The following is a 26,766-nucleotide window of genomic DNA, read 5'->3' on the forward strand; positions in this document are numbered from 1 at the left end:
CGGAAGTCCAAAAGGGCACGGAACGGAGAGGGAAAATTCGGGCGCGGGTGTACGAAAGGGCCGCACCCCCGTGGGGTACGGCCCAGTGCCCTGCTCAGGAGGAGCGTCAGCTCAGCTCGCCCAGCGCCTTCTCGGCCTCGGCCAGCCAGGAGCGGCGGGCCTCCAGAGCGGCCTCGTGCTCCTTGATCCGGCGGGCGTCGTCGTTGGCCCTGGCCTTCTCCAGCTTGGCCTCCAGACCCGCGATCGCCGTCGACAGCTGGTCCACGGTGTCCTTCGCGCGGGCCCGCGCCTCGGGGTTCGTGCGCTCCCACTCGGCGTCCTCGGCACGGCGCACGCCGTCCTCGATCTGCCGGAACGCGCCCTCCATCTGGTCGCGCACGTCGCGCGGCAGGTCGCCCGCCTCCTCCCAGGCCTCCTGGAAGTCGCGCAGACGGGCACGGGCGCGGCGCGGGTCGGTGATGCCGGGGATCTCGGCCCTGGCCTCGGCCAGGATCCGCTCCTTGGCCTCCGCGTTCACCCGCAGCTCCGCGTCACGCTCGGCGAAGGTCGCGTTGCGGGCGTCGAAGAAGGTGTCCTGCGCGGCCTTGAACCGGGTCCACAGCTTGTCCTCGCTGGCCCGGTCGGCCCGGCCCGTGGCCTTCCACCGCTGCATCAGGTCGCGGTAGGCGCGCGCGGTCGGCCCCCAGTCGGTGGAGTTCGACAACGCCTCCGCCTCGGCGACGATGCGCTCCTTCTCGGCGCGCACCCCCTCCCGCTGCTGGTCCAGGTTGGCGAAGTAGGTCTTGCGCCGCTTGGAGAAGGAGTTGCGGGCGGCGGACATGCGCTTCCACAGCGCCTGCTCGGTCGGGCGGTCGGCCCGGGGGGCCTTCTTCCACTCCTCGATGAGCTGGAGCATCCGCTCGCCGCCGGACTTCCAGTGCGTGGTCTCGGCGGCGACCCGCTCGGCCTCCGCGACGATCCGCTCCTTGACCTCGCGGGCCTGGCCGCGGGCCTCCTCCTGCGCCTGCTTCTGCTCGACCTTGCGCTCCTCGGCGCGGCCGGTCAGCGCGTCCAGCCGACCGATGAGCGATTCCAGGTCACCGACGGCGTTCGCGTCCGTGATGGTGGAACGCAGCTTCTCGATGGTGGTCATCGCGGCGGAGGCGGACAGGTCGGTGCTGCGGAGGCGCTTCTCCAGCAGCTCCACCTCGGTGACCAGAGAGTCGTACTTGCGCCGGAAGAAGGCCAGGGCCTCCTCCGGGGCGCCCGCCTGCCACGATCCGACGACCCGTTCGCCTTCACCTGTGCGCACATAGACCGTGCCGTCATCGTCTACGCGGCCCCAAGGGTCCGTGGTCACCGTGTCCTCCTGCTGTCGTGAACCCGGCCGGTCGGGGTCGGGTTCGGGTCGTCGCGGCGGTACCGCGCCTGTTCGTGATGGGAACCACCGTGCACCAGCACGATATCCATACGTTTCGGCGGACAACGACGCGCCGTGTCTCACATCAACGCAGCCCGGGGGTTCTGGTCCCGCTGCCATGCCGTCGGCCGGGCCCGTCACCCGCCTCGGAAGAGGAGGCGCAGGTCGAGGGCCTCGGTCAACACGACGACGCTGACCAATATGGCACTACCGCGCGCCCAGGCAAAGAGCCCGGCCGCGCGCGGTGATCGAATGGTGATCAAACGCCTCCCCGGCGAACCCGCCGGTTGGCCCGCCCAGACCCGGCTCGGTAGGCTCTGCGGCTGGGGGACCCGAGCTCCGGCCGAGGTCGGAGGGTTCCCGGACCGCAGAAGCCACCAGGACAGGACGACCACCGCCGTGCTCATCGCCGCGCTTCCCACCGGGCCCCTCTCCGCGAACTGCTACGTGCTGGCTCCCGCACCCGGCGGCGCGTGCGTCATCGTCGACCCCGGTCAGGGGGCCACACCCCAGGTCGCCAAGGCCCTGGCCGAACACGACCTCACCCCGGCCGCGATCATGCTCACCCACGGCCACTTCGACCACGTCTGGTCGGCCGCCGAACTCCAGGAGGAGCACGGGATCCCGGTCCACCTGCACGGTGCCGACCGGGGCCTGCTCACCGAACCGGCCGCCGGGGTCGACGCCGGTTTCGCCGCCCAGCTGCGGATGCTCCTGGGCCCCGGCCCCTACCCCGAACCCGACCAGCTGGTCGAGGTGACGGACGGTCAGAACCTCAGCCTGGGCGGGATGGAGTTCACCGTCGAGCACACCCCCGGCCACACCCCCGGTTCGGTCGTCTATCTCACCCGCACAGAGGACGGTGTGCCGGTGATGTTCGCCGGGGACCTGGTCTTCGCGGGGTCGATCGGACGCACCGACTTCCCCGGCGGTGACGGCGACGCGATGAACGCGAGCCTCGCCCGCACCGTCCTGGGGCGGGGTGACGACACCCAGATCCTGCCCGGCCACGGCCCCGCGACCACGGTCGAGCGCGAGCGCGCCACCAACCCGTACCTGCGCGGGGTCGCGGGCTGACCGTCGCCCGCCGTCGTGATCCAGGGGACCGGCCGGTGCCGTTGGCGGTAGGATTCCAGTTGTTCAAGGGGCGACGCCCCGCCCCCGCCGGACCCGGTCTCGGGCTCCCCGGCATCCTCGCTCAGCCGCGTAGTTAGTGGACTTGGTAACTCATGCATCGTTACAGGACTCATTCGTGTGGTCAGCTCCGTGAGGAGCACGTCGGGCAGCAGGTGCGCCTCTCTGGCTGGGTGCACAACCGCCGGGATCTCGGTGGTCTGCTCTTCGTCGACCTGCGCGACCACTACGGTGTCACGCAGCTCATGGCCCGCCCCGAGTCCCCGGTGTTCGAGGAGCTCAGCCGCATCTCCAAGGAGTCGGTGATCCAGGTCACGGGCGTGGTGGCGGCCCGCAGCGCGGAGAACGTCAACCCCAACCTGCCCACCGGCGCGATCGAGATCGAGGCGTCGGAGGTGGAGGTCCTCGGCACCACCGAGGAGCTGCCGCTGACGGTCTACCCCGAGGACAACACCTCCGAGGAGCGCCGCCTCACCTACCGCTTCCTCGACCTGCGCCGTGAGCGCATGCACCGCAACGTCATGCTGCGCTCGCAGGTGGTGGCCTACATCCGCCAGAAGATGACGGAGCTGGGCTTCAACGAGTTCCAGACCCCCATCCTCACCAGCTCCAGCCCCGAAGGGGCCCGCGACTTCCTGGTGCCCTCCCGCCTGCACCCGGGTGAGTTCTTCGCCCTCCCGCAGGCGCCCCAGCAGTTCAAGCAGCTGCTGATGATCGCCGGGTTCGACCGTTACTTCCAGATCGCGCCCTGCTTCCGCGACGAGGACAGCCGCGCGGACCGCTCGCCTGGCGAGTTCTACCAGCTCGACGTCGAGATGAGCTTCGTCGAGCAGGAGGACGTCTTCGAGGTCATCGAGAAGGTCATGACCGACGTCTTCCGGGAGTTCTCCACGGACTGGGAGATCACCTCGCCCTACCCGCGCATCGCCTACCGCGACGCGCTGGAGTGGTACGGCACCGACAAGCCCGACCTGCGCGTGCCCATGAAGATGCTCGACGTCACCGCGCTCTTCGACAAGACCGACTTCCGCGCCTTCGCGGGCAAGAAGGTCCGTGCCCTGGCCGTCCCGAAGGTCGGGGACAAGCCCCGCAAGTTCTTCGACGGCATCGGTGACTACGCCGTCGAGCAGGGCGCCAAGGGCCTGGCCTGGCTGAAGGTCGGGGAGAACGGCGAGCTCACCGGTCCCATCGCCAAGTTCGTCACCGAGATCTCCGACGAACTGCTCCAGACCCTGGGCGCCGTTCCCGGACACGGCCTGTTCTTCTGCGCCAGCGAGGACGAGGCCGAGATCAACCGGATCATGGCCCCCGTCCGGGTCGAGGCCGGCCGTCGCGCCGACCTGGCCGAGGAGAAGGTCTACCGCTTCTGCTGGATCGTGGACTTCCCGATGTTCGAGCGCTCCGACGAGGGCCACATCGAGTTCAGCCACAACCCGTTCTCCATGCCCCAGGGCGGGATGGACGCGCTGGAGAACAAGGACCCGCTGGACATCCTCGCCTGGCAGTACGACATCGTCTGCAACGGCGTGGAGCTGTCCTCCGGCGCGATCCGGAACCACTCGCCCGAGATCATGTACAGGGCCTTCGACATCGCGGGCTACGACAGGGACGCGGTCGAGGCCGAGTTCGGCGGCATGCTCAAGGCGCTCAAGTTCGGCGCCCCGCCGCACGGCGGCATCGCCCCGGGCGTCGACCGGATCGTCATGCTGCTCGCCGACGAGCCCAACATCCGCGAGACCATCGCCTTCCCGCTGAACCAGAACGCCCAGGACCTCATGATGGGCGCTCCGGCGGTCGTCTCCGAGCAGCAGCTGCGCGACGTGCACATCCGCACGGTGCTCCCGGAGCAGAAGAAGAAGTAGCCGGACCGGCCCCGGGAACGGGGCCGCCGGACGTACACGAGGCGTCGGCCACCGGAGGGTTCCGGTGGCCGACGCCTCGTTCTTATTGCCTGGACCTCCCTCGCGGCCCCTTGTTAGCGTGGGCCCATGCAGCACCTCTACTTCCTGTAGGCCGAACCGAGGCTCCCGCCCGCCACAGTGTGGCCGCGGGCGCACGACGTGTGTCCTGACCCCTTCCCGGGTCACCTCGTCTGCTCGAAGAGCTCACACGCGCCCCGCCGTCGAACCGTGTTCGCGTTCCGGCCGGGCCGAGCTCGGTTCGGAGAAACCTTGTCTGCACTCAACCCCCGTTCCGGCCTGCCCGCCGGAGAGCGGGCCCAGCTCACCGCGTCCGGCGTCCACGTCGCCCGGGGCGGCCGCCCCGTCCTGGCCGGCGTCGACGTGACCGTCACACCCCGCTCCCGGTGGGGCGTGGTGGGCGAGAACGGCCGCGGCAAGTCGACCCTGCTGCACGTCCTGACCGGGGCACTGGACGTCGACTCCGGCCTGGTGCGCCGCGTCGGCACGCTCGGCGTGGCCGAACAGGAGATGACCGTCGCCGACGGCCGCACCGTCGGTGACCTGGTCGACCTCGAACTGTCCGACGCCCGTGCCGCCCTGGCCGCGCTCGACGCCAGCGCCACGGGTCTGGCCAGCGGCGACCCGCGGGCCGCCGAACACTACGCGGAGGCGCTGGACGCGGCGGAGGTCCTGGACGCCTGGGACGCCGACCGACGCGTGGACCTCGCCCTGGAGCACCTGGGCGCGGTCACCGACCGGTCGCGCCCCTTGGCGGCGCTCTCCGTCGGTCAGCGCTACCGGGTCAGACTCGCCTGTCTGCTCGGCGCCACCCGTGACTTCCTCCTCCTGGACGAGCCCACCAACCACCTGGACGCTGGCGGGCTCGACTTCCTCACCGACCGGCTGCGGGCACATCCGGGCGGCGTGGTGCTGGTCAGCCACGACCGCGCCCTGCTGTCGGACGTGGCCACGACCGTGCTCGACCTCGACCCGAGCCGGGACGGCGGGCCCCGCGTCTTCGGCGGGGGGTTCGCCGGATACCAGGAGGGTCGGCGCGCCGAACGGGAGCGCTGGGAGCAGGAGTACGAACAACAGCGGGCCGAGCACGCGCGGCTCACCCAGGACCTGTCCGAGGCACGGAACCGGCTGATCAGCGGATGGCGACCGGAGAAGGGCACGGGCAAGCACCAACGGGCCACCCGGGCGCCCGCCCTGGTCCGCGCCGTCCACCGGCGTCGGGACGACCTGGAGGCGCACGCCGTCACCATGCCGCCGCCACCGATGCGGTTCCGCTTTCCGGACCTGCCCGAACGGCCGGGCATCACCTTGCTGCGGGCCGAGGGGGTCCGTGTGGAGGGGAGGCTGGACCGGCCGGTCACGCTCGCCCTGGAGTCGGGCACGAAGCTGGTCGTCACCGGGCCCAACGGCGCGGGCAAGTCGACCCTGCTGTCACTGCTGGCCGGGCGGGCCGAACCCACCGGCGGGCTCGTGCGGACCGCGCGTACGGCGCGGGTGCGCCTCCTGGACCAGGAGTCGCCCGCGCCCGGTGCCCGGCGGGCCCGTGACGTGTTCGCCGCGCACGTGGGCCGACTCGTCAGCGAGGGCGTCCTCGAAGAGGAGGAGACGGTCTCCCTGAGCTCCCTGGGACTGCTGTCGTCCGCCGACGCGGGGCGGCCGGTGCGTGAGCTGTCGACCGGACAGCAGCGCCGACTCGACCTGGCGCTGGCCCTGGCGTCGAGGCCGCACGTGCTGCTGTTGGACGAGCCGACCAACCACCTGTCGATCCCACTGGTCGACGAGCTCACCGAAGGGCTCGGCGCGTCCGGTGCGGCGGTGGTCCTGGCCACCCACGACCGCCAGCTGAGGCGGGACACGGGCACCTGGGGGCGGCTCGACCTCGGGGCCGCCGAACCGGCGACCGAGTCGGTGCTCGGCTAGGGAGCGGCGGGGCGGCGCGCCGGACCGGCACCGCCCCGCCGCCTCGGGTCAGGGTTTGGTGGCGCCGCAGCGCTGACAGCAGATGTCCTCGTCCTCGGGGTTGCTGTGGGTGCAGAGCCGACAGGTCCAGTCGCAGGTGGCGTCGGGGAGGAGAGCTCCGGCCAGGGCACGGACGCGTTCAGGGTGCATGGTGAGTCCTCGGGTTGGGGGACGAGTTCTCGACTGACCAGATCGGTGCCCGGAAAGACCTCGCTTTGAACGTGCCACATTCGGCCAGAAAGTGAAAATAGGTGATTAACAGGTCAAAAACCCCGTCCGTAATCCGGAAGAAGGCGACACGCGGATGCGGTCGGGCCCGTCATCCCCTACCGTTGGGGGCGAATCACCCTCCCACGCCGAGGAACGCACGTGTCCGGGAGTGAACACGGAGCGTCGACGAGGCCCGTCCCAAGAGGGGGCGCCGTGGGAGCGGAGTGCATTTCTGCGCCGCCGAGTCACACGGGCGTAACGATTCGCGCCCTGGGGCCGGTAGGGTACGGCCCCCCGGAGTGGAACCGGCCGTGACCCCAGCACGTTGATGGACCATGAGGGTCCGTGTTCGACGAGGTGACGCAGCCGACGGGAGACGGGCGCCGGTGGACCGGCCTCGATTCCCGGCCCGGACCGTTCCCGTTCCGGACACTACAATGAGCCGAATCGGTACGTTCCAGGGGTGACCGCGCCTGACGCGGGTGTGACGTCCGAGCCGACATGAGGATGAGTCATACGTGAACGGAAAACGCGCTTCAGGCGGTGGCTCCGAGGACGCTCTCGCGGAGGCGTTCCGGCATGCTCCCGAGCCCATGGCGGTCACCGGGACCGACGGCGCGATCCAGCACGCCAACCACGCGCTCACCGAACTCTTCGGCCGGGAAGCCGACGAACTCGCCGGGCGGCCCTGGTTCGAACTCCTGGACTCCGCCGACGTCGAACACGGCACCCGTGCCCACGGTGACGCCCTCTCCGGGAACTGGCACCGCCGCTCCCGGCTGCGCCTGGCCGTCACCGACAAGTCCTCCCGGCTGGCCGAGGTCCGCCTCCGCCCCGTCGACGGCGACGGCGCCGTGCCCGACGACCCCGCCACTCCGGCCGTGGTCGTCCTCCTGCACGTGCTCTCCACCGAGGAGACCGACCTCCGCGTGGTCGGTGAACTGCGCACCGACAACTCCGACTCCGTCCTGTGGAGCCTGGACCTGAGCAACGGACGCCTGCGGGAACTCTTCGGACCCACCCCGCTGGGCGGGCTCCTGGCCGGGAACGACCGCGACCTGGAGCGCATCCTCGAACGCATCCACCCCGATGACAACGCCCGTGTCCGCGACGCCATGGCGGCCTCGTTCAGCGGCCGGGACTACGAGCAGCGCTTCCGGATCTTCGACCGTCTCGGGGACGAACGCTCCCTGCACGTGCGCGCCCGGTTCGTACCGGGTCAGCCCGACCGCCTGGTCGGGATCATCGACGACGTCACCGAGCACGTCCAGCTGGTGCGCCGCCTGGCGGACCGCCGCCGCACCGAGGCCGAACACGGCCGCCTGGTCACCGAGCTCTCCTCCAAGCTGGTCTCGGCCACCACCGTCGACAAGGTGATGGACCTGCTCAGCGAGGAGTTCCTGCCGATCTTCGGCGGCGTCTACGCCCTCGCCCTGTACGTCGAGGAGGGCATCCTGCGCACCTCGCCCAGCGCGAGGGAACGCGGGAACACCCACCGCATAGACGGTCGCCGTGCCGACGACACCGACTTCCCCATGGGCGCGGTCATCCAGGACCGCCAGCCCCGGTTCTTCGAGAGCCGCGCCGAGATCGCCAGCCGCTTCCCGGCCGCCGTCGACCTCATGCGCTCGGCCCGGGGCCAGGCCTGGGCCACCGTCCCCATCTTCGGAGACGGCAAGATCGCCCTCGGTGTGTGGCAGATGGTCTGGGACCGTCCCCACCACGCCAGCCGCGACGAACGCGCCCTCATGCTCACCTTCGCGGGGCTGGCCGGTCAGGCGCTCCAGCGGATCAAGGCCCAGCAGGCCGAGCTGGAACTGGCCGACGCCGTCCAGCGCCGCATGCTGCCCCGCCAGGTGGCGAGCTTCCCGGACATGGACATCGCCACCAAGTACCTGCCCTCCCGCGCCGAGTGGCGGATCTGCGGTGACTTCTACGACGTCATCGAGCTCCCCGACAACAAGGTGGGCCTCCTGGTCGGAGACGTGCAGGGCCACGGCGTGGAGGCGGCCGCCGCCATGGGCCAGATCCGGGTGGCCTTCCGCGCCTACGCCAGCAACCAGTCCGACCCGGGCGTCGTCCTGGGCGAGACCAACCGGCTGCTCACCGAGACCGGCGAGATCGTCTTCGCCACCTGCGGCTACCTCGTGGTGGACCGGGCCAGCGGGGTCATGCAGGCGGCCTGGGCGGGCCAGCCCCCGGCCGTGCTCGCCACCCAGGGCTCCTACGAACTGTGGTCACCCGAGACCGGACCGCCCCTGGGTGTGCTCGCCGACACCGAGTACACCGTGACCACCCGGGTGCTGGCCCCGGGCACCACGCTGCTGCTGTGCTCCGACGGCCTCGTCGAGAGCTCCGACGTCACCATGCAGGACGGCCTGGCCCAGGTGGGGGAGGCGCTCGCGCAGCACGGGCAGGACCCCAACGCCGCCGCGCAGGTCCTGGCGGAGATGGCGCCCGCGGGCCGGGGCGACGACATCGCCCTGCTCATCACCCGGATGATCCCGCGCGCCACGCCCCCGCCCGAACAGGCCGGGAGCCCGGAGAACATCTCCGTCCAGCAGGGCTGAGGTCCGGACCGGCCTCCGGGGCGACCACGGCCGTCTCCGTCCTCGCCTACCCTGGGTGCGTGTCCGAAACACTGTTCGACGATGCCGGGGCCGAGGCCGCCAAGGGGCAGGAACCGCTGGCCGTCCGCATGCGGCCGCGCACCCTCGACGAGGTCGTGGGCCAACGCCACCTCCTGGGCGAGGGCAGTCCGCTGCGCCGCCTGGTCGAGGACGACGCACCCATGTCCGTGTTCCTGTGGGGGCCGCCGGGGACGGGCAAGACCACCCTGGCCACCGTGGTCAGCCGGGTCACCCGGCGCAGGTTCGTGGAGCTCTCCGCGGTCAACGCCGGGGTGAAGGACGTGCGCGCGGTCGTGGAGGAGGCCAAGCGCCGCATGGGCATGAACGGCACCCGCACGCTGCTCTTCGTGGACGAGGTGCACCGCTTCAACAAGACCCAGCAGGACGCCCTGCTGCCCGCCGTGGAGAACCGCTGGGTCAGCTTCATCGGAGCGACCACCGAGAACCCCTTCTTCTCCGTGGTCAGCCCACTGCTGTCCCGCTCCCTGCTGCTGTCCCTGGAGTCCCTGGACGACTCCGACATCAGGGCCCTGGTGGACCGGGCCCTGACCGACGAGCGCGGCCTGGACGGCCGGTACACCCTCACCGAGGAGGGCGCCGAGCACCTCATCCGGCTGGCCGGGGGAGACGGCCGCCGCTCCCTCACCTACCTGGAGGCGGGCGCCCTCGTCGCCGGGCCGCCCTCCGCCGACGGCCCGGTGGAGATCACCGCCGAGCACGTCGAGCGCGCCGTGGACCGCCACGCCGTGCGCTACGACCGCTCCGGCGACCAGCACTACGACGTCATCAGCGCCTTCATCAAGAGCATGCGCGGCTCCGACCCGGACGCGGCCCTGCACTACCTGGCCCGCATGGTCGAGGCGGGGGAGGACCCCCGCTTCATCGCCCGGCGCCTGGTCGTGCACGCCAGCGAGGACGTCGGCATGGCCGACCCCACCGCCCTCCAGACCGCCGTCGCGGCGGCCCAGGCGGTGGAGCTCATCGGGATGCCCGAGGCCCGGATCAACCTGGCCCAGGCGGTCATCCACATCAGCCTCGCCCCCAAGTCCAACGCGGTGATCACCGCCATCGACGAGGCCCTGTCCGACGTCCGCGCGGGCCGTGCCGGGCCCGTTCCGGCCCACCTGCGCGACGCCCACTACAAGGGCGCCGCCGACCTCGGGCACGGCAGGGGCTACCGCTACGCGCACGACCACCCCGGCGGGGTGGCCCCGCAGCAGCACGCACCCGAGGGGCTCACCGAGCGCGAGTACTACCGCCCCACCCAGCACGGGGCCGAGCGGCGCTTCACCGAGATCCTCCAGAGGATCAGGAGCGTCCTCAAGAGCGAGGGGTAGACCGGCGACGGCCCCGGCGCGGTGCACCGGGGCCGTCCCACGGGAGAGGCGGGAGGGGGCGGAACCGCCCTCCCGTCCGGGCTCAGTCGGAGAACAGCTCGACGACCCCCACCACCTCACGGGGCCCGTCGCCCTCCTGGTCCTCGGCGAAGGTGAGCTCCACGATCATCACCGGGCCCCAGGACAGGTAGTCGACGAAGTCGCCGCCGCTCAGGTCCCAGGTGCCACGCGCCTCCTCGTCCAGGAAGACGTGCTCGGGGGCCGCGCAGAAACGGGCGCACTTCACCTCGGCGTCGGTCCGGATCACCGCCTCGCCCGGGTCACCGGCCTCCTCCCACTGCTCCGCCCAGGCCTCGTGGGACGGGATGCCCTGGTTGCGCGGGATCTCGTCGTCCCGGGTCACCGGCGTGTACACCCACACCCGCTCGTCCACCCCGGGTTCCGGCTCCGCCTGCTCCGAGGGGTCGAACCGGACCACCAGGGTCCCCGGGTCCTCCTCCTCGACGGGTTCCTCCTCGGGGGCCTCCGAACTCCCGTCGGCCACCGGGTCGGCCTCGGCGCCGTCACCGATCGCCTGGGAGAGGCCCCAGACGCCCCCGCCGACCAGCAGGGCGGCCACCGAGACCGAACCCGCCAGGAAGAGGGCGCGGGTCGGGCGGCGGTCGCCCATCCGCCCCTCCAACCGGATCACCTCCGGCACCCGGGCGGGCGGCTCCACGGCGTGCCACTCGCGTTCGAGCACGCGGCTGATCTCCTCGCGACCCCCGGACGAGCCGTCCTCCCCGGACCCCTCGGCCTGCCACACCGCGAAGACCGCTCCGGTCACCTCGCGCAGGCTGGGCCGACGGTCCGGGTCGGGGTCCAGGGCACGCCCCACGACCGGCCGCAGCCCCTGGGGCAACCCGTCCAGGGCGAAGTCCCCGGAGGCCACCCGACCGGCGATCTCCTCGGGCTCGCCCGGACCGAAGGGCAGACGCCCGGTCCCCGCGAACGCCACGACGGCGCCCCAGGCGAACACGTCGGCGGCGGGCGTCGGCGCCCCGCCCCGGTACCGCTCGGGGCTCAGCCAGGTGGCCCCCGAACCGCGCAGCCGCTCCGCCCTCGGGGCGATCGCGCACTCCATGATGTGCGGACCGTGCGACTCCAGCAGGATCTCGCTGGGGCGCAGCGAACCATGCGAGACCCCGCGCGCGTGCAGGGCCGACAACCCCTCCGCCAGCGCGGTGGCCAGGGCGATCAGCTTCCCGACCCCGATCCCGCCCCGCCTGGTCACGTAGTGGGAGAGGCGCTGCCCGGCCAGGTAGGGCATGGACAGCCACGGGGGGTTGGCGTCCGCGTCGAACGCCAGGGGAACGACCACCCGCTCGGAGTCGACCTGCGACAGGTGGCGCAGCCTCCGGGCGAGGGCGGGGTGGACGTCGGGCGACTCCAGCTCGGGGGACCGGAGCAGCTTCACGGCGACCAGGCGGTCGCCAGCGGTGGCGGAGGCGGTGTCCACGGCGGCGTACACGGTGCCGGTGGAACCCTGCCCCAGTCGTCCGAGGACGAGGTAGGGGCCGATCCGCGACGGGTCGTCCGGGTAGAGGGGGGCCAGGTCCGGGGGTACCAGTACGGAGATCTCACGCGGAGAACGGGGGCTCATGGGTGTCCTGTCGGTGCTTCTGGGCCAGCGGGCGGCTGCGGGTGTGCCCTGGTGTCCGGACATCGTAGTGAAGAACCGTCCCTGCCGAGATTCTCGTCGAGGCCCGCCGCCCCGTCGATACCCGCAGCGCCTCCGAACGGGTCCGAACCCGGATCCGTCGGACACGTGACCGCCGCCACCGCCTGCCACACCGTGGCGTGCCCACGCGCCCCCACACCGGACGCGATAGGGTCAGCCGAAACCAGCCGCCCCGGCCCTCAGCGGCAGCGGCGGCGGACGCGGATCGGGAGCCCCGACCCGGCGCGATCGCTGGCCCCCGTACCCGACCACGGTGTCCGGTGCGCGCCCGAGCGCGCGCGGGGACCGTTCGCACATCCTCGAAGCAACCCTCTATCTGCCCTACGGAGCCTTCATGCTGACCGGAGGAGAGGTCGCCGCGCTCGTCGCAGCGGTGGTCTGGGCGGTGCTGGCCACGTTCATGTGCGTGGCGCTCGTCAAACTGATCAAGCTCATCAACGAGACCACCAAGGTCGTCTCCGAGGTGGGGGACCGGACCCCGCCCCTGCTGGACGACGTGGCCTCCACGGTGGAGCGCACCAACACGTCACTGGAGCGGGTCGAGGAGATCACCGCCAACGTGCAGGCCTCCTCGGAGGACGTCTCCTCCATGACCGCGCTCACCCGGTCGGTGTTCACCGGCCCGCTGGTGCGGATCGCCTCGTTCTCCTACGCCGTCCGCCAGGTCCTGGGCCGCCGCAAGGCCCTGGCCGTGGTGCGCGGACGCAAGAGGAAGGAGAACCGGTGATCGGCCGACTGTTCTACCTCGCGGCCGGGGCCGCGATCGGCGGCTACGTGGTCCACCGGGTCAACCGGGCCCGTCAGGCGCTGACGCCCGGGGGAATCGCCGACCGCGTCGAGGGCCGGGTCAGCGAGTACCGGGGTGCCCTCCAGGAGCTCAACGAGGACCTCGCGGAGGCGGTCCGGGAGGAGGAGGCGGAGCTGCTGCGCCGGTACGCGCCCGAGCCTCGGGCCCTCCGTTCCGCCGACGCCGCGCCCCCGCTCGGCCCCGATCGCGGGTAGCAACTGGTCGTAACGGGAACAACCTGGGACAACGAGGGAACCGGACGGGGCCCGAACGGGTCAGATTTGTGACCGCATTCGCGAACCGCCAGCCCCTGACGCGCGTCTGTAGGGTTGACGAACCAGTGCAACACGGAGGAAGCGCCATGTACCCGCCACAACCGCCCCAGGGTCCCGTCCCCGGAGGCCACGACCCCTACAACCAGGGGCAGTACGGTTACCCCGGCGTCCCGCAGGCACCGGACAAGATGCCCGGCACCGCGATCACCGTGCGCGTGCTCATGTTCATCGGCGGTGTGTTCGGCCTGCTTCTCGGCGGTCTCGTCCTTCTGGTCGGTGTCGCTGCCGGTGGCGGCGGCGAGTTCGCCCAGGGCTTCGCGGAGGGTGTGCAGGAGACGGGCGTCCAGATCGACCCCGCCGAGATCGTCATCGTCATGGCGATCATCGGCGCCGTCATGCTCGTGTACGGCATCGTCTCCACCGCGCTCGCCTCGCTCATGGGACGGCGCAGCGGCGGCATCCTCTGGTCGATCGTCGTCTTCCAGGCCCTGGCCGCGCTCCTGCTGGTCATCAACCTGTTCACCGGCGCCATCGGCGCGATCATCCCGCTGTTCTTCGCGGTCGGCATGATCGTCCTGATGGTGGTCCCGGCGACCCGCGCGTACTACACGCCCGCGTCCGCCGGCCCCCGCGCCGGTTACTGAGAACCGGGGCGGTTCCGACCGCCCCGGCACCCCGGTCCGTTTCCTCGGGTCTGACTCTGTCGAGCCTTCCCGCACTCCACACATCTCCTCAGAGAGGACCAAGGTGTATCCCTCACCTCCCTCCGGCCCCAACCAGCCCTACGGTCAGGGCCACCCCCCGCAGCACCAGCAGGGCGGCTACGGCTACCCCCAGGCGCCGATGCCGCACGGCCCCGGCCCGGGCCAGCCCTACGGCGCCCCCGGCGCCCCGGTCCCGCCCCCGCACTTCCACGGCGGGCCCGGCGCGTCCGAGTCGCTGCCCGGTCCGGGCGTCGCCGTGCGCGTGCTCATGTTCATCGGGGGTCCGGTCGGTATCCTCCTCGGCCTGGGTGTCGGCCTGATGGTCCTGCTCGGTGTCGGGATGGGAACCGCCGCCGGCAGCTCGCCCGAGGTGGACAGCGCCGAGATGATGGGGATGGTGGGGGTCTTCGGTGCCCTCGGCGTCGTCGTCGCCCTGATCCCGCTCGTCTACGGCATCGTGTCGACGACACTCGCCGCCAAGATGGGCAAGCGCTCGAAGGGCGTCTACTGGGGCGTGGTCGTCTTCAACGTCATCGCGTCGCTTCTCCTGGTGCTCAACGTGATCGCGTCGATCGCCATGGAGGCCGCTCCCTCCTCGCTGATTCCGTTGGCCTTCCACGTCACGATGACCGGGCTCATGTTCGCCCCGACGGTGCGGCGCTTCTACGGCGCCTAGGCGCGCACGTCACGGCCGGTCGATCCGGCGGAGAACCGGAGCGACCGGTGAGGGGCCCGGCGGGAGACCGCCGGGCCCCTCGGCGTTTCCGGGCCGCCCCGGAACCCGCGCGGGGATGCGTCGGTGGCCAGCGGCGATAGCCTGGGAACGGCCGGACCGCCGCCGTTGTCCCCAACGGCGCGAGTCCTCGGCGGCCACTGCAAACCATGCGCGCAGACGTGGCGGTCCCCTCTACGATGGGCCCCTACCGACCACGCGTGACCACGGTCCCACCCAGGGACAACCCCGCCGCCACGGCGCGGCGGAGCCAAGCACAGGAGGGCATCAATGGAGACGGCAGAGATCGCGCGCCGCTTCCTCAGTTTCTTCGAGAAGAACGGACACACCGTGGTGCCCTCGGCAAGCCTGATCGCCGAGGACCCGACGCTGCTGCTGGTGCCAGCGGGCATGGTCCCCTTCAAGCCCTACTTCCTGGGTCAGCGCACTCCCTCCTTCGACACCGCCACCAGCGTCCAGAAGTGCATCCGCACCAAGGACATCGAGGAGGTCGGCAAGACCTCCCGTCACGCGACCTTCTTCCAGATGCTGGGCAACTTCTCCTTCGGTGACTACTTCAAGGAGCGGGCGATCCCGCTGGCGTGGGAGCTCGTCACCACCCCGGTGTCCGAGGGCGGCTTCGGGATCGACCCCGAGAAGCTGTGGGTGACCGTCTACCTCGACGACGACGAGGCCGCGTCGATCTGGCGCGACAAGGTCGGGGTCCGGCCCGAGCGCATCCAGCGCATGGGCAAGGAGGAGAACTACTGGGACATGGGCGTGCCCGGTCCCTGCGGCCCCTGCTCCGAGATCTTCTACGACCGCGGCCCCGAGTACGGGATCGAGGGCGGTCCCGAGGCGGACGAGAACCGCTACATCGAGATCTGGAACCTCGTCTTCATGCAGTACGAGCGGGGTGAGGGCTCCGGCAAGGAGTACCCGATCCTCGGTGAGCTGCCGAAGAAGAACATCGACACCGGCCTGGGCCTGGAGCGCCTGGCGGCGGTCCTCCAGGGCGTCGACAACATCTACGAGACCGACATCATCGGCCGCGTGCTGCACCGCGCCGCCGAGCTGACCGGTACCTCCTACGGTGACGACCACGACCAGGACGTCATGCTCCGCGTGGTCGCGGACCACGTGCGCAGCGCCGTCATGCTCGTCGGAGACGGCGTCAAGCCCGGCAACGAGAAGGCCGGGTACGTCCTGCGCCGGATCCTGCGCCGCTCGATCCGCAACCTGCGCCTGCTCTCGGGCACCGAGGCCTTCTTCCTCCACGAGCTGACCGACGTCAGCATCGACGCGATGAAGGACATCTACCCGGACCTGCTCGACAAGGCCGACGTCATCCACGGCGTGATCGACAACGAGGAGCGCAACTTCGCGGACACCCTCCGCGCGGGCACCACGCTCTTCGGCCGCGCCGCCGAGCGCACCCGCGCCGCGGGCGGGACCGTGTTCTCGGGTGTGGACGCCTTCCAGCTCCACGACACCTACGGCTTCCCCATCGACCTCACCCTGGAGATGGCGGCCGAACAGGGCCTCAGCGTGGACGAGGGCTCGTTCCGCGAGCTCATGCAGCGGCAGAAGGACACCGCCAAGGCCGACGCCAAGGCGAAGAAGCTCGGCAACGCCGACATCTCCCTCTACGCCCAGATGCACGAGAACGCCGGGAACACCGAGTTCCTCGGCTACACCGAGTCCGAGAGCGACTCCCACGTCCGGGGCATCGTGGTGGACGGCACCGGAGTCCCGGCCGCCCGCGCGGGCGACAAGGTCGAGATCGTCCTGGACCGCACCCCGTTCTACGGGGAGAGCGGCGGTCAGCTCGCGGACACCGGCACCCTGACCGTCGACGGGCGCGGCGTCGTGGACGTCGAGGACGTCCAGAAGCCGCTCCCGGGCCTGTTCGTGCACCGGGGCACCGTGCGCTCGGGAGAGGTCGTCCTGGACGACACCGTGCACGCGGAGATCGACACCGGCCGCCGCCACGCCATCGAGCGGTCCCACTCGGCCACCCACCTGATCCACTCGGCGCTGCGCAACGCGATCGGCCCCTCCGCCGGACAGGCCGGTTCGGAGAACCGCCCCGGTCAGCTGCGGTTCGACTTCACCGCCGACAACGCGCTGGGCGGGGAGCGCCTGGCCGAGGTCGAGGAGGAGGTCAACACCGTCCTCGCCGGGGACATCGCGGTCCGGACCGAGGAGAAGAGCCTGGACGACGCGCTGAAGATGGGCGCGCTGGCCATGTTCGGCGAGAAGTACGGCGACCGCGTGCGGGTCGTGGAGATGAGCGACTACTCGGTCGAGCTCTGCGGCGGCACGCACGTCGGCTCCACCGCCAGGCTCGGCATCGTCAAGCTGCTGGGGGAGTCCTCCATCGGCTCGGGCGTGCGCCGCGTCGAGGCGGCCGTGGGGGTGGACGCGTTCAGGCGCCTGTCCAAGGAGTCGGCGCTGGTCGGCCAGCTCTCCGAGCAGCTCAAGACCCCGCGCGAGGAACTGCCCGAGCGGATCGACACGATGGTCTCGAGGCTGCGCGCCGCCGAGAAGGAGATCGAGAAGCTCCGCGCGGCGCAGGTGCTCCAGGCCGCGGGCGACCTCGCGGCGGGCGCCCGCCGACACGGCTCGGCCCGGGTCGTGGCCGCCGAGGCGCCCGAGGGCGCCAGCGGTGACGACCTGCGCAAGCTGGTCCTGGACGTACGCGGACGCCTCGGTGAGGACGAGCCCGTGGTCGTGGCGATGACCGCCGTGCCGAAGGACCGTCCGGTCGTGGTGATCGCCGCGAACAAGGCCGCCCAGAAGGCCGGGATCAAGGCGGGCGAGCTCGTGGGCGTCGCGGCCCGCGCCCTCGGCGGCGGTGGCGGCGGCAAGCCGGACATCGCCCAGGGCGGCGGAACCGACGCGAGCAAGGTGGACGAGGCCCTGCGCGCCGTGGAGGCGCGCGTCGCGGGCGCCTAGACGCCCCGGCGAGGCCGCTCCGACCGCGCCCCGTGGACCCCTCAGGGGGTCCACGGGGCGCGGTCCGCCTCCCGCCACACCGAAGCGGCCAATCACCCCGTCTCGCCGAACATGTCCGTACAGTTTCGCTATGTGACCAAGCTGACGGTTCTTCCGGCACCGGGACCCGCTCCGACGCACGACACGGCCCGACGGCCCGGCGACACGGGCCCGGACCCGGCACGTGACCACCGTGACCTACACTCGGACGGTACATGTGCTCCCCGGTCCCCGTCGTCACGGCAGACCCGAGGCCAGAGGCCCCGTCCCCGCGCGACCGGGAGCGTTCCATGGGTGAGGCTGCGCACCGTCATCGAATCGGGCATACTGTGGCGCGTCACAGCCGATCACATGGCTGTCTGCGCGGAGATTCCCGCGATCCAGCTGATGAACAGGACCACCGTGTTGAGGATTTCCCAGCAGCGGTGCTGTGCCGTCGACGGTACGGCCGCCCGCGCGAGCAGCGCCCCCAGGCAGGAGGAGGCGTCCTCGTGAGACACGGTGTGCGCCTGGCCATCGACCCGGGCAACGCGCGTATCGGAGTCGCCGCCAGCGATCCGAGCGGCGTGCTGGCCAGCCCGGTCGAGACCATCCCGCGAGGCAGGGGCGACGTCCAGCGCATCGCCCTCCTCGTCCTGGAGAAGGAGGCCCGCGAGATCGTCGTGGGCTACCCTGCTTCACTGTCCGGCCAGGAGGGACCGGCGGCCCGGTCCGCCCGCGAGTTCGCGAACACCCTGGCCCGGCTCCTCGACCCCGTCCCCGTCAGGCTCGTGGACGAACGACTCACCACGGTGACCGCGCAGGGACAGCTGCTCTCCGGCGCCTCCTTCGGGAAGAAGGGGGCCAGGGGCGGCCGGGCCCGCCGCTCGGTCATCGACCAGGCGGCCGCCACCGTGCTCTTGCAGAGTGCCTTGGACCAGGAACGGTCGACAGGCCATCCCCCGGGCGAGATCGTCCGTGCAAGCCAGGGAGATTCATGACCGACAGGGATGACTACCCCGATCCCTACCGTGGACGCGCCGACCGCGAGGACGGCTACGACTACGACCCGCTGTCCGACCCGCTGCCCGCGCAGCCGCCGTCACGCGGCCGCCGCGCGCGTCCCGAGCCCCGGTCCAACCACTGGACCGAGGAGGCCGGAACGGGTGAGTTCGGGCACACGGGGCCGCCCACCGGCGACACCCGCGCCCCCCGGTACCCGACCCCCGCGCCGGGGGAGTCCGACCCGCGGGGCCGGACCGGACCCGCCCCGGGCCGCCGCCGCAGGGCCGAACCCCCGGCGGACGAGACGCCGTGGAACGGCGACCCCCAGACGGCCCAGCCCCGGCGCTTCGGCGCGGCCGACGCCCTGCGCGGCGGTCGGGCCGCACGCGGCGGACAGGCCCCCCAGCGCCCCGCCCAGGGTTCCCCCTCGGACCCCGGAAGCCACCAGCGCCCCAGCGCCGACGCGACCCAGGACGCCCTCGCGGCCCTGGCCAACCTCGGCGGCGCCCAGAACCCCTCGCGCGGAACCGGGGCCCCCCAGCCCCCCGCCGACGCCCCCGCACAGGAACAACCCCCCCGCAGGGCCCGGCGCGCACGCGCCGAGGAGCCCGCGGAGCCGCGCTCCGCCTTCTGGGGCGACGACGCCGACGATCCCGCCCCCGCCTTCCCCGCGGACCCCCCCGAGGAAGAGCCCCAGGGTCGCCGGGCCCGCCGCAAGCGCGCCCCGGAGCCCCAGCCCGAGCCGGTACGCGACACGGGCGCCTTCCGCGCGCTGGAGCCCGAGGACGAGGAGCCGACCGGCCGTCGCGGCCGCCGCCGTGCCCGTCGTGCGGCGGAGGAGGCCCCCGAGGACACCGGTCCTTTCCGGGACCGTGAACCCGAGCCCGAGCCCGAGCCCGAACCCGAGTCCGAGGAGCCGACCGGCCGTCGCGGTCGTCGGCGCGCCCGTCGTGCGGCGGAGCCGGAGCCCGAGGAGTCCGGCGCCTTCGCCGCCCCGGTCACCGACACCGGCGCCTTCGCCGAGCTGTCCAACCTGGACGAGGATGAGGAACACCTCACGGACACCGGTTCCTTCCTCGCGCAGGAGCCCGAGGAGGAGCCCAAGGGGCGTCGCGGCCGCCGCCGCGCCAAGCGGGGACGCCGTGCCGAACCCGAGCCCGAACCCGTGGCGGAGGAGGAGCCCGAGGAGGACCTCTACGAAGAGGACAGCCTCGAGGACATCGCCGCCTCCTACGGCGACAGCCGCGCCACCCGCAAGCGCGCCAAGCGGGCCAAGGCCGCGCAGGCCGCCCGGCTCAACAAGGGCAAGCCCAAGAAGCGCAGGAGGAGCAAGGGCCTGACGGTGCTGCTCGCCCTGGTGTTGCTGCTCGTGGTCGCGGGAGGCGGCTACGGGGTCGCGCGCACCTACGTCTTCCCGCCGGACTTCTCCGGGGAGGGACAGGGTGAGGTCACCTTCCGCATCGAGGACGGGCAGAGCGGCACCGCCGTCGCCCAGAGCCTCGTGGACCAGGGCGTGGTCGCCAGCGTGCGGGCCTTCACCAACGCGCTCAGGTCCAACGGCGGAGAGGGCCTGGTGCCCGGTACCTACTCCCTGGCCGAGGGCATGAGCGGCGAGAGCGCCGTGGCGGCCCTGTTCGACCCGGAGAACCGGCTCGGGGGGCGGGTCACGATCCGCGAGGGCCTCCGCTCCGAAGAGGTGCTCCGGACCCTGTCCGAGGACCTGGGCGTGCCGCTGGAGGATCTGGAGGCGGCGTACGAGCAGACCGACGAGCTCGGCCTGCCCGACTACGCGTCGGAGGGCCCGGCGGGCTACCTGTTCCCGTCCACCTACCGGTTCGAGCCCGACACCGACGCCCTGTCGATGCTGCGCACCATGGTCACCCAGCACCGGCAGGTCGCTGAGGAGGTGGACCTGGATTCCCGGGGGGCCGACCTGGGGTACGACCCCAACGAGGTCATGGCGATCGCCTCCATCGTGCAGGCCGAGAGCGGCCGGGCCGAGGACATGCCGAAGATCTCGCGGGTGGTGCACAACCGCCTGGACATCGACATGCCGCTCCAGATGGACAGCACCTGCTTCTACGCCATCGGTGAGTACGGCATCGCGCTCAACAACGAGCAGCTGGCCGCGTGCAGGGACGACACCAGCGGGTTCGACACCTACCACAGCCCCGGTCTGATCCCCGGCCCGTTCGTGGCACCCGGACAGGACGCCATCGAGGCGGCGCTGGACCCGGCCGACGGTGAGTGGCTGTACTTCGTGGCCACCGACCCGGACAACGGCGTCACCGAGTTCGCGGAGACCCACGAGGAGTTCGAGGTCCTCAAGGAACGCTTCCAGGAGACCTGGGGCGGCGGAGCCAGCGAGGGCGGGGAATGACGCGCGCCGCGGTCCTGGGCTCGCCGGTGGCCCACTCCCTCTCCCCGGTCCTGCACACGGCCGCCTACGCGGCGCTGGGTCTGGAGGACTGGTCCTACGGACTCTTCGAGTGCGACGAGGCGGGGCTGGCGCCCTTCCTCTCCGGATTGGACCCGGCCGAGTGGGCCGGGCTCTCCCTGACCATGCCGCTCAAGCGCCGGGCCATGGACCTGGCCGACGAGGTCACCGACCTGGCCACGGCGGTCGGCGGCGCCAACACCCTGGTCCGCCGGGGCGCGGGGTGGTCGGCGCTCAACACGGACGTGGAGGGGATCGCCACCGCCCTCACCGAGGCGGGGGTGGCGGCCCCGTCCGGCACGGTCGTCCTGGGCGCCGGGGCCACCGCGGCCTCCGCCCTGGCGGCCCTGCGGGAGCTGGGCGCGACCGGTCCGGTCACCGTCCTGGCCCGGGACACCGCGCGCACGGGTGAGGTCACCGCGGCGGCCGAGCGTCTGGGCCGACCCGTGCGGGTGGCCCCGCTCACGGAGATCGACCGCCATCTCGACGCCGACCTCGTGGTCTCCACACTGCCCTCGGGGGCGGCGGACGGGTACGCCGAACGGATCGCGGCCTCCCGTGCCGACCTGTTCGACGTGATCTACGCCCCATGGCCCACCCCCGCCGCCACGGCGGTGGCGGCCCGTGGCGGACGTGTGGTCGGCGGGTTCCCGATGCTCCTGCACCAGGCCGTCGCCCAGGTCCGCCTCATGACGGGGACCGACGACGTCCCCGTGGACGCCATGCGGGCCGCCGGAGAGGCCGAGCTGGTCCGGCGCTCCGACCAGGCCGCGGTCTGACCACCGGACACGGTGGTCGCGGGTCCTGCTATATTGGGTGTCATCGACTTGGTCCGGTGTGTCCTGCACGCCGGAGCCGCAAGCGGAGATGATCCTCCCACCTACCGGGCCGCGCCCGTGTGGGTCCCGGTCAGACGATGGGCACAGCGCCCCGAGTACGTCGGACACCCGTGTACGGGTTCCGGCGGCCCGGCGCGCGGTTCCGTCGTGAACGTCCGGTCGGATCGCCCCGCTTGCACACGCTGGCGGGGTTTTTCGTTTTTGGTGAGACCCCAACGCGGGCGGGTGGCCTGAACAAGCACGGGCGACCCGGTCGAACAGGCCGACCACCGCACGGTGGGCGGCCGGTCCCAGGTAATCCGAGAAAGCTAGGGAGGGGTCTCATCAGCACAGAGCCCCGCATCAATGACCGTATCCGGGTGCCCGAGGTCCGACTCGTCGGACCCAACGGTGAGCAGGTCGGAATCGTCTCCGTGCAGGACGCGCTGCGTCTGGCCCAGGAGTCGGACCTCGACCTCGTCGAGGTCGCGCCGACCGCGCGCCCGCCGGTCGCGAAGCTGATGGACTACGGCAAGTTCAAGTACGAGTCCGCGGTCAAGGCCCGTGAGTCGCGCAAGAACCAGTCGAACACGATCATCAAGGAGATCAAGCTCCGCCCGAAGATCGACCCGCACGACTACGAGACCAAGAAGGGTCACGTCGTTCGGTTCCTCAAGAGCGGGGACAAGGTCAAGGTGACGATCATGTTCCGTGGCCGCGAGCAGTCGAGGCCCGAGCTCGGGCGCAGGCTGCTGGCGCGTCTGGCCGAGGACGTCCAGGATCTTGGCACGGTCGAGTCCCAGCCCAAGCAGGACGGCCGCAACATGGTCATGGTGATCGGTCCGCACAAGCGGCGTTCCGAGCACAAGGCCGAGGCCCGCGCCGCGGCGGGGGACAAGACCCGCCGCGACGAGCGCGACCAGGCGTAAGGCGCCAGGGGAAGTCCCCCACCGCCCGGACGCCGTGTAGGCGACGACCGGGTGGTGGGGTGGGCTGCGCCCGACCAGTCCGTGATGCACCGGTGTGCGACGGGACCCCGCCGTAGTGGCGGAACAATCGCGGTGTCCGCATCCTGTGCGGGTGCCGCGCCGACGGAGTAGGAGACGACGGCGACATGCCGAAGAACAAGTCCCACAGTGGAGCCAAGGACCGTTTCAAGGTCACCGGCTCCGGCAAGATCATGCGCCGCCGTGCCAACAAGAACCACATCCTTGAGCACAAGACCTCCAAGCGCAAGCGCAAGCTGGGCACGGAGGCCGAGCTCGCTCCGGCCGACACCAAGAACATCAAGAAGCTCCTGGGCATGTAGCACCGGAGCACCTCCCGTCCTCCTTGGCGAGCCCGTGCGCCCGACTCCGTCGGCGCGCTGAGGCGCCCGGGGGACACCCACCTGAAGCGAACACGGTCGCTGGGTGCGTCCTGGCCGGACCGGTCGGCGCGCCGTGCGCGCCGGAAGAACCAATGAGGGAGTCACTGTGGCACGCGTGAAGCGGGCTCTCAACGCCAAGAAGAAGCGCAAGGTCGTTCTCGACCGGGCCAGTGGTTACCGCGGGCAGCGCTCGCGTCTGTACCGCAAGGCCAAGGAGCAGATGCTCCACTCGATGACCTACTCCTACCGGGACCGCAAGGACCGCAAGGGGCAGTTCCGTCGTCTGTGGATCCAGCGCATCAACGCCGCCTCCCGCGCTCACGGTCTGACCTACAACCGTCTCATCCAGGGTCTGAAGCTGGCTGAGATCGAGGTCGACCGTCGCATGCTGGCCGAGCTGGCCGTCAACGACGAGGCCGCCTTCGCCGTTCTCGTGGAGAAGGCCAAGCAGGCCCTCCCCACCACCGCCGCGGCCTAGCGGGCAGTCGGAAGAAGCAGACGGGTAGCGATGGCGAGCCACGAGTTCACGAGTGTCCGGTCACCCAGGATCAAGGGGGTTCGGCGGCTCGCCAAGCGCACCTTCCGTCAGCGTGAGCGGCGCTTCCTCGCCGAGGGGCCGCAGGCCGTACGGGAGGCCCTGGCCGCCGTCAACGGCGGCGTCGGGCGGTCCCCCTACAACGGGACCGCCCACGGCGTCGTCGAGGTCTACGCCACGGCGGAGGCCATGCAGCGCCACATCGACCTGATGGACGCCGCCCACACAGCGGGCGTGCCCACCCACCGGGTCAGTCTCGACGTGATGTCCGAGCTGGCGCAGACCATCACCCCGCAGGGGGTCATCGCGGTCTGCGAGTTCGTCGACGTCCCCCTGGAGAGCGTGTCCGACGTGCGTCTGGCCGTCGTCCTCTCCCACGTGCGCGACCCCGGCAACGCCGGTACGGTCCTGCGCACCGCCGACGCGGCCGGAGCCGACGTCGTCATCTTCACCGACGCCTCGGTGGACCCCTACAACGGCAAGTGCGTGCGCGCCTCCGCCGGAAGCCTGTTCCACCTGCCCGTCGTGGTGGGTGTGCCGGTGGCCCAGGCGGTGGACTTCCTGCGCGGCGCCGGGGCCAGGGCCTGGGCGGCGGACGGCAGCGGCGACCGCGACCTGCACCAGCTGGCCGACGACGGCGACCTGGACGGCCCGGTCGGCTGGGTCTTCGGCAACGAGGCCTGGGGCCTGCCCGAGGAGATCGTCCAGCAGACGGACGGCGCGGTCAGCGTTCCGATCTACGGCGCCGCCGAGAGCCTGAACCTGGCCACGGCCGCCGCGGTCTGCCTGTACACGACCGCCCGTCAGCAGCGCCGCGCCTGAGCGCGGCCGATCCGGTCCGGCGTCGCCGCTCCCCGGTCTACGGCGGGGCCGAAAGGCTGGATCCGGCCACCGTCGCGGCGGTCCCTTCGCGTGTGGCCGCGCCGCGCCGAGACCGTTCCTCCGCAGCCGTCTGACCACGTCCCGGCGTGGCGGAACCATCCCCGATGGTCACTCCCCGTCACGAGCGGACGGCTGACCCCGGGTGGAGTGCCGAGCGGCCCACACGCTCGGTAACAGGTTGCCTCAACCACCCGAAATGCACGTGCACGGGGTTCGAGTGTCGATAGGGTCGGGCCAGTACGACGGTGGTTCATGCGCATCCCGCTTGTCCACCCCCAGCCGACCCGTGTCACGGGTAGGACGGTGCGCGTGACCGCGACGACACGGCAGGCTTGGCGACAGGGTGTGAGCACACGGTGCTTCACCGTGTCGGCGGGTGGGCCCGGGGCCCGCGTGCGGCCGACCGCCTCCGGACGGCGGCGCCGAACGGCGGCCGCCTCCCGGGCTTCGGGTGACGCCGTATCCCGGGTCGTCAGGCGTACCAGGTGGGAGTGCAGGGTAGATCTGCGGTGGTGTCCGGGGAGTTCAGCGACGGACACGACCGGTCAGCGATCCCGACCCAGGAGTCCTGTGGTCGCGGACCTTCGGAGGGGAGCGGGGAGAGGCGTGGGCAGCGGCCGACACGTGGGCCAACCGGCGGAGGACTCTGACGGTGCGGCGGCGCGACCCTCAAAGGACCCCGTCCCAGGGCACGGACACACCACCGACGTCCCCGCCAACCGGGAGGGTGTCCCCGAACCGGACCCCCGCACCGGGCGGCGGCGCTCGCCCGCGCCAGCGCTGTGGGACGTCGACACCGCCTCGGCGGGCGCGGACGGTCCGCCCCTGCACGCCGACGACCTGCCCGACGGGGTGGTCGTCGCCGACGCGGGAGGCCGGGTCGTCCTCTTCAACTCCCTCGCCGCGCAGCTGACCGGGGTCCCCGCCACGTCCGCGATCGGCCGGGACTTCCGGGCCGCCCTGCCGCTGAACGGGCTCGACGGCAACAACTGGTGGGAGTCCAGTGACCCCTACGGCGGTGACCGCGAACGCACCCGCCAGCCCGAGCGCATGCTCTGCCTGCCCGACGAACGGGAGATCCTCGTCTCCGCCCGCTACGTGCGGGCCCGACCCGGCGGCGACCTCGTCCGTCTGGTCCTCACGCTCAGGGACGCCTCCGCGCGGGTCGAACGCTCCCGCGCCGACCTCGTCTCGGAGGTCGCGCACGAGCTGCGCTCCCCGCTCACCAGCGTCAAGGGCTTCACCTCCACTCTGCTCAACAAGTGGGAACGGCTCACCGACAAGCAGAAGCTGTTCATGCTGGAGACCGTCAACGCCGACGCCGACCGCGTCACCCGGCTCATCCACGACCTCCTGGACGTCTCCCGGATCGAGTCCGGGCGCCTGGAGGTGCGCCGTCAGGTCGTCGACCTGCCGACGGCCGTGCGCCGACTGGTCGCCAGCCGCGTCGCCTCCGGCTACGCCGAGGACCGCTTCCGGGTCGAGACCCGCGGTGAGCTCCCGCAGATGTGGCTGGACGCCGACAAGGTGGAGCAGATCCTCTCCAACCTCGTGGAAAACGGGGTGCGGCACGGCGCTGGTACTGTCAGTGTCGTGATCGAGCCGTGTGAAGGAGGAGCAGCGGTGTCGGTGCGCGACGAAGGCCAGGGCATAGCACCCGAGACCGTTCCGCGCGTCTTCCGTCAGTTCTGGCGCGGGAAGCGCCGTGGCGGAACCGGCCTCGGACTGTTCATCGTCAAGGGCCTCGTCGAGGCCCACGGCGGCACGATCACCGTCGGACGCGCCCCCAACGGCGGCGCCGAGTTCCGATTTACCGTGCCCGCCGGGACGCCCGAGTTCGTCTGAGCCCTCAGACCCTTCGGCCCCCCGGTGGGCGCACGCGGCATGTCCCGGACCCCGCGACGGACCTTCCCGGGCTGCCCGAAACCGCCTGTGCTTTTCCTGTCGGCTTCGTCCGC

Annotated in this window: 22 protein-coding genes; 18 read left to right on the forward strand and 4 right to left on the reverse strand. The window is 71.7% G+C overall.

Annotated elements, in window-relative coordinates; genetic code table 11:
* Nucleotides 1-106 precede the first annotated feature (106 nt).
* Nucleotides 107-1,339, reverse strand: a complete 1,233-nt coding sequence (locus tag AC0VYL_RS09260) for a DUF349 domain-containing protein (RefSeq protein ID WP_475461286.1) — start codon at nucleotides 1,337-1,339, stop codon at nucleotides 107-109.
* A gap of 459 nt (nucleotides 1,340-1,798) precedes the next feature.
* On the opposite strand from AC0VYL_RS09260, the gene AC0VYL_RS09265 reads away from it, so the two are divergent.
* The 3 genes from AC0VYL_RS09265 (at nucleotide 1,799) to AC0VYL_RS09275 (ending at nucleotide 6,372) form a co-directional block, all read left to right on the forward strand.
* Nucleotides 1,799-2,476: an MBL fold metallo-hydrolase gene (locus tag AC0VYL_RS09265; RefSeq protein ID WP_475483493.1), complete on the forward strand. Its 678-nt coding sequence runs from the start codon at nucleotides 1,799-1,801 to the stop codon at nucleotides 2,474-2,476.
* A gap of 152 nt (nucleotides 2,477-2,628) precedes the next feature.
* Nucleotides 2,629-4,395: an aspartate--tRNA ligase gene (gene aspS, locus AC0VYL_RS09270; RefSeq protein ID WP_475482874.1), complete on the forward strand. Its 1,767-nt coding sequence runs from the start codon at nucleotides 2,629-2,631 to the stop codon at nucleotides 4,393-4,395.
* Nucleotides 4,396-4,704: 309 nt separating this feature from the next.
* A complete protein-coding gene (locus AC0VYL_RS09275) occupies nucleotides 4,705-6,372 on the forward strand; it encodes an ATP-binding cassette domain-containing protein (RefSeq protein ID WP_475482875.1) in 1,668 nt (555 codons plus the stop codon).
* Nucleotides 6,373-6,420: 48 nt separating this feature from the next.
* On the opposite strand, the gene AC0VYL_RS09280 is transcribed toward AC0VYL_RS09275, so the two are convergent.
* Entirely contained in the window at nucleotides 6,421-6,561 is a 141-nt protein-coding gene (locus AC0VYL_RS09280; RefSeq protein ID WP_475461293.1) for a hypothetical protein, read from the reverse strand.
* Nucleotides 6,562-7,139: 578 nt separating this feature from the next.
* Here AC0VYL_RS09280 and AC0VYL_RS09285 point away from each other — a divergent pair.
* Both AC0VYL_RS09285 and AC0VYL_RS09290 read left to right on the forward strand, forming a co-directional pair.
* Nucleotides 7,140-9,191, forward strand: coding sequence for a SpoIIE family protein phosphatase (locus tag AC0VYL_RS09285; protein ID WP_475461296.1), 2,052 nt, complete (start codon nucleotides 7,140-7,142; stop codon nucleotides 9,189-9,191).
* Between the two features lie 59 nt (nucleotides 9,192-9,250).
* Nucleotides 9,251-10,588, forward strand: a complete 1,338-nt coding sequence (locus AC0VYL_RS09290; protein ID WP_475461299.1) for a replication-associated recombination protein A — start codon at nucleotides 9,251-9,253, stop codon at nucleotides 10,586-10,588.
* An 82-nt stretch (nucleotides 10,589-10,670) separates the two neighbouring features.
* Here AC0VYL_RS09290 and AC0VYL_RS09295 read toward each other — a convergent pair whose 3' ends face one another.
* Entirely contained in the window at nucleotides 10,671-12,230 is a 1,560-nt protein-coding gene (locus tag AC0VYL_RS09295; protein WP_475461301.1) for a serine/threonine-protein kinase, read from the reverse strand.
* 412 nt (nucleotides 12,231-12,642) lie between these two features.
* Here AC0VYL_RS09295 and AC0VYL_RS09300 point away from each other — a divergent pair, with 412 nt between their 5' ends.
* From AC0VYL_RS09300 to alaS, 5 genes are all read left to right on the forward strand, one after another.
* Entirely contained in the window at nucleotides 12,643-13,035 is a 393-nt protein-coding gene (locus AC0VYL_RS09300) for a DUF948 domain-containing protein (RefSeq protein ID WP_475461304.1), read from the forward strand.
* Nucleotides 13,032-13,310 (forward strand): hypothetical protein, encoded by a 279-nt coding sequence (locus AC0VYL_RS09305; protein WP_475482876.1) that lies wholly within the window; start codon nucleotides 13,032-13,034, stop codon nucleotides 13,308-13,310. Before AC0VYL_RS09300 ends, AC0VYL_RS09305 begins: the two co-directional genes overlap by 4 nt.
* Nucleotides 13,311-13,456: 146 nt before the next feature.
* Nucleotides 13,457-14,014, forward strand: a complete 558-nt coding sequence (locus AC0VYL_RS09310; protein WP_475461310.1) for a hypothetical protein — start codon at nucleotides 13,457-13,459, stop codon at nucleotides 14,012-14,014.
* Between the two features lie 103 nt (nucleotides 14,015-14,117).
* A complete protein-coding gene (locus AC0VYL_RS09315; RefSeq protein WP_475461312.1) occupies nucleotides 14,118-14,750 on the forward strand; it encodes a hypothetical protein in 633 nt (210 codons plus the stop codon).
* Between the two features lie 327 nt (nucleotides 14,751-15,077).
* On the forward strand, nucleotides 15,078-17,744 hold the full coding sequence (gene alaS, locus AC0VYL_RS09320) for an alanine--tRNA ligase (protein ID WP_475461315.1): 2,667 nt from the start codon (nucleotides 15,078-15,080) through the stop codon (nucleotides 17,742-17,744).
* 386 nt (nucleotides 17,745-18,130) lie between these two features.
* Here alaS and AC0VYL_RS09325 read toward each other — a convergent pair whose 3' ends face one another.
* The gene (locus AC0VYL_RS09325) at nucleotides 18,131-18,283 is read right to left on the reverse strand and encodes a hypothetical protein (RefSeq protein WP_378747145.1); all 153 of its coding nucleotides are present in this window, start codon (nucleotides 18,281-18,283) and stop codon (nucleotides 18,131-18,133) included.
* Here AC0VYL_RS09325 and ruvX point away from each other — a divergent pair.
* From ruvX to AC0VYL_RS09365, 8 genes are all read left to right on the forward strand, one after another.
* Nucleotides 18,275-18,763, forward strand: a complete 489-nt coding sequence (ruvX, locus tag AC0VYL_RS09330; RefSeq protein WP_475461318.1) for a Holliday junction resolvase RuvX — start codon at nucleotides 18,275-18,277, stop codon at nucleotides 18,761-18,763. The genes AC0VYL_RS09325 and ruvX overlap by 9 nt on opposite strands.
* Nucleotides 18,760-21,147 (forward strand): endolytic transglycosylase MltG, encoded by a 2,388-nt coding sequence (mltG, locus tag AC0VYL_RS09335; RefSeq protein WP_475482877.1) that lies wholly within the window; start codon nucleotides 18,760-18,762, stop codon nucleotides 21,145-21,147. Before ruvX ends, mltG begins: the two co-directional genes overlap by 4 nt.
* On the forward strand, nucleotides 21,144-21,983 hold the full coding sequence (locus AC0VYL_RS09340) for a shikimate dehydrogenase (protein ID WP_475482878.1): 840 nt from the start codon (nucleotides 21,144-21,146) through the stop codon (nucleotides 21,981-21,983). The genes mltG and AC0VYL_RS09340 overlap by 4 nt, the downstream gene beginning before the upstream one ends.
* A 401-nt stretch (nucleotides 21,984-22,384) precedes the next feature.
* Entirely contained in the window at nucleotides 22,385-22,951 is a 567-nt protein-coding gene (gene infC, locus AC0VYL_RS09345) for a translation initiation factor IF-3 (RefSeq protein ID WP_255421507.1), read from the forward strand.
* A gap of 185 nt (nucleotides 22,952-23,136) precedes the next feature.
* Nucleotides 23,137-23,331 carry a 50S ribosomal protein L35 gene (gene rpmI / locus AC0VYL_RS09350; protein ID WP_017583949.1) on the forward strand — a complete coding sequence of 65 codons (195 nt, stop codon included), beginning with the start codon at nucleotides 23,137-23,139 and terminating at the stop codon, nucleotides 23,329-23,331.
* A 166-nt stretch (nucleotides 23,332-23,497) separates the two neighbouring features.
* Nucleotides 23,498-23,869 (forward strand): 50S ribosomal protein L20, encoded by a 372-nt coding sequence (gene rplT / locus AC0VYL_RS09355; protein WP_026117095.1) that lies wholly within the window; start codon nucleotides 23,498-23,500, stop codon nucleotides 23,867-23,869.
* Between the two features lie 30 nt (nucleotides 23,870-23,899).
* Nucleotides 23,900-24,748 carry a TrmH family RNA methyltransferase gene (locus AC0VYL_RS09360; protein ID WP_475461327.1) on the forward strand — a complete coding sequence of 283 codons (849 nt, stop codon included), beginning with the start codon at nucleotides 23,900-23,902 and terminating at the stop codon, nucleotides 24,746-24,748.
* 666 nt (nucleotides 24,749-25,414) lie between these two features.
* Complete coding sequence (locus AC0VYL_RS09365; protein WP_475461329.1) at nucleotides 25,415-26,653, forward strand: sensor histidine kinase; 1,239 nt, start codon at nucleotides 25,415-25,417, stop codon at nucleotides 26,651-26,653.
* Nucleotides 26,654-26,766: the final 113 nt, after the last annotated feature.

The organism is Nocardiopsis sp. iso_238 (assembly GCF_056173325.1).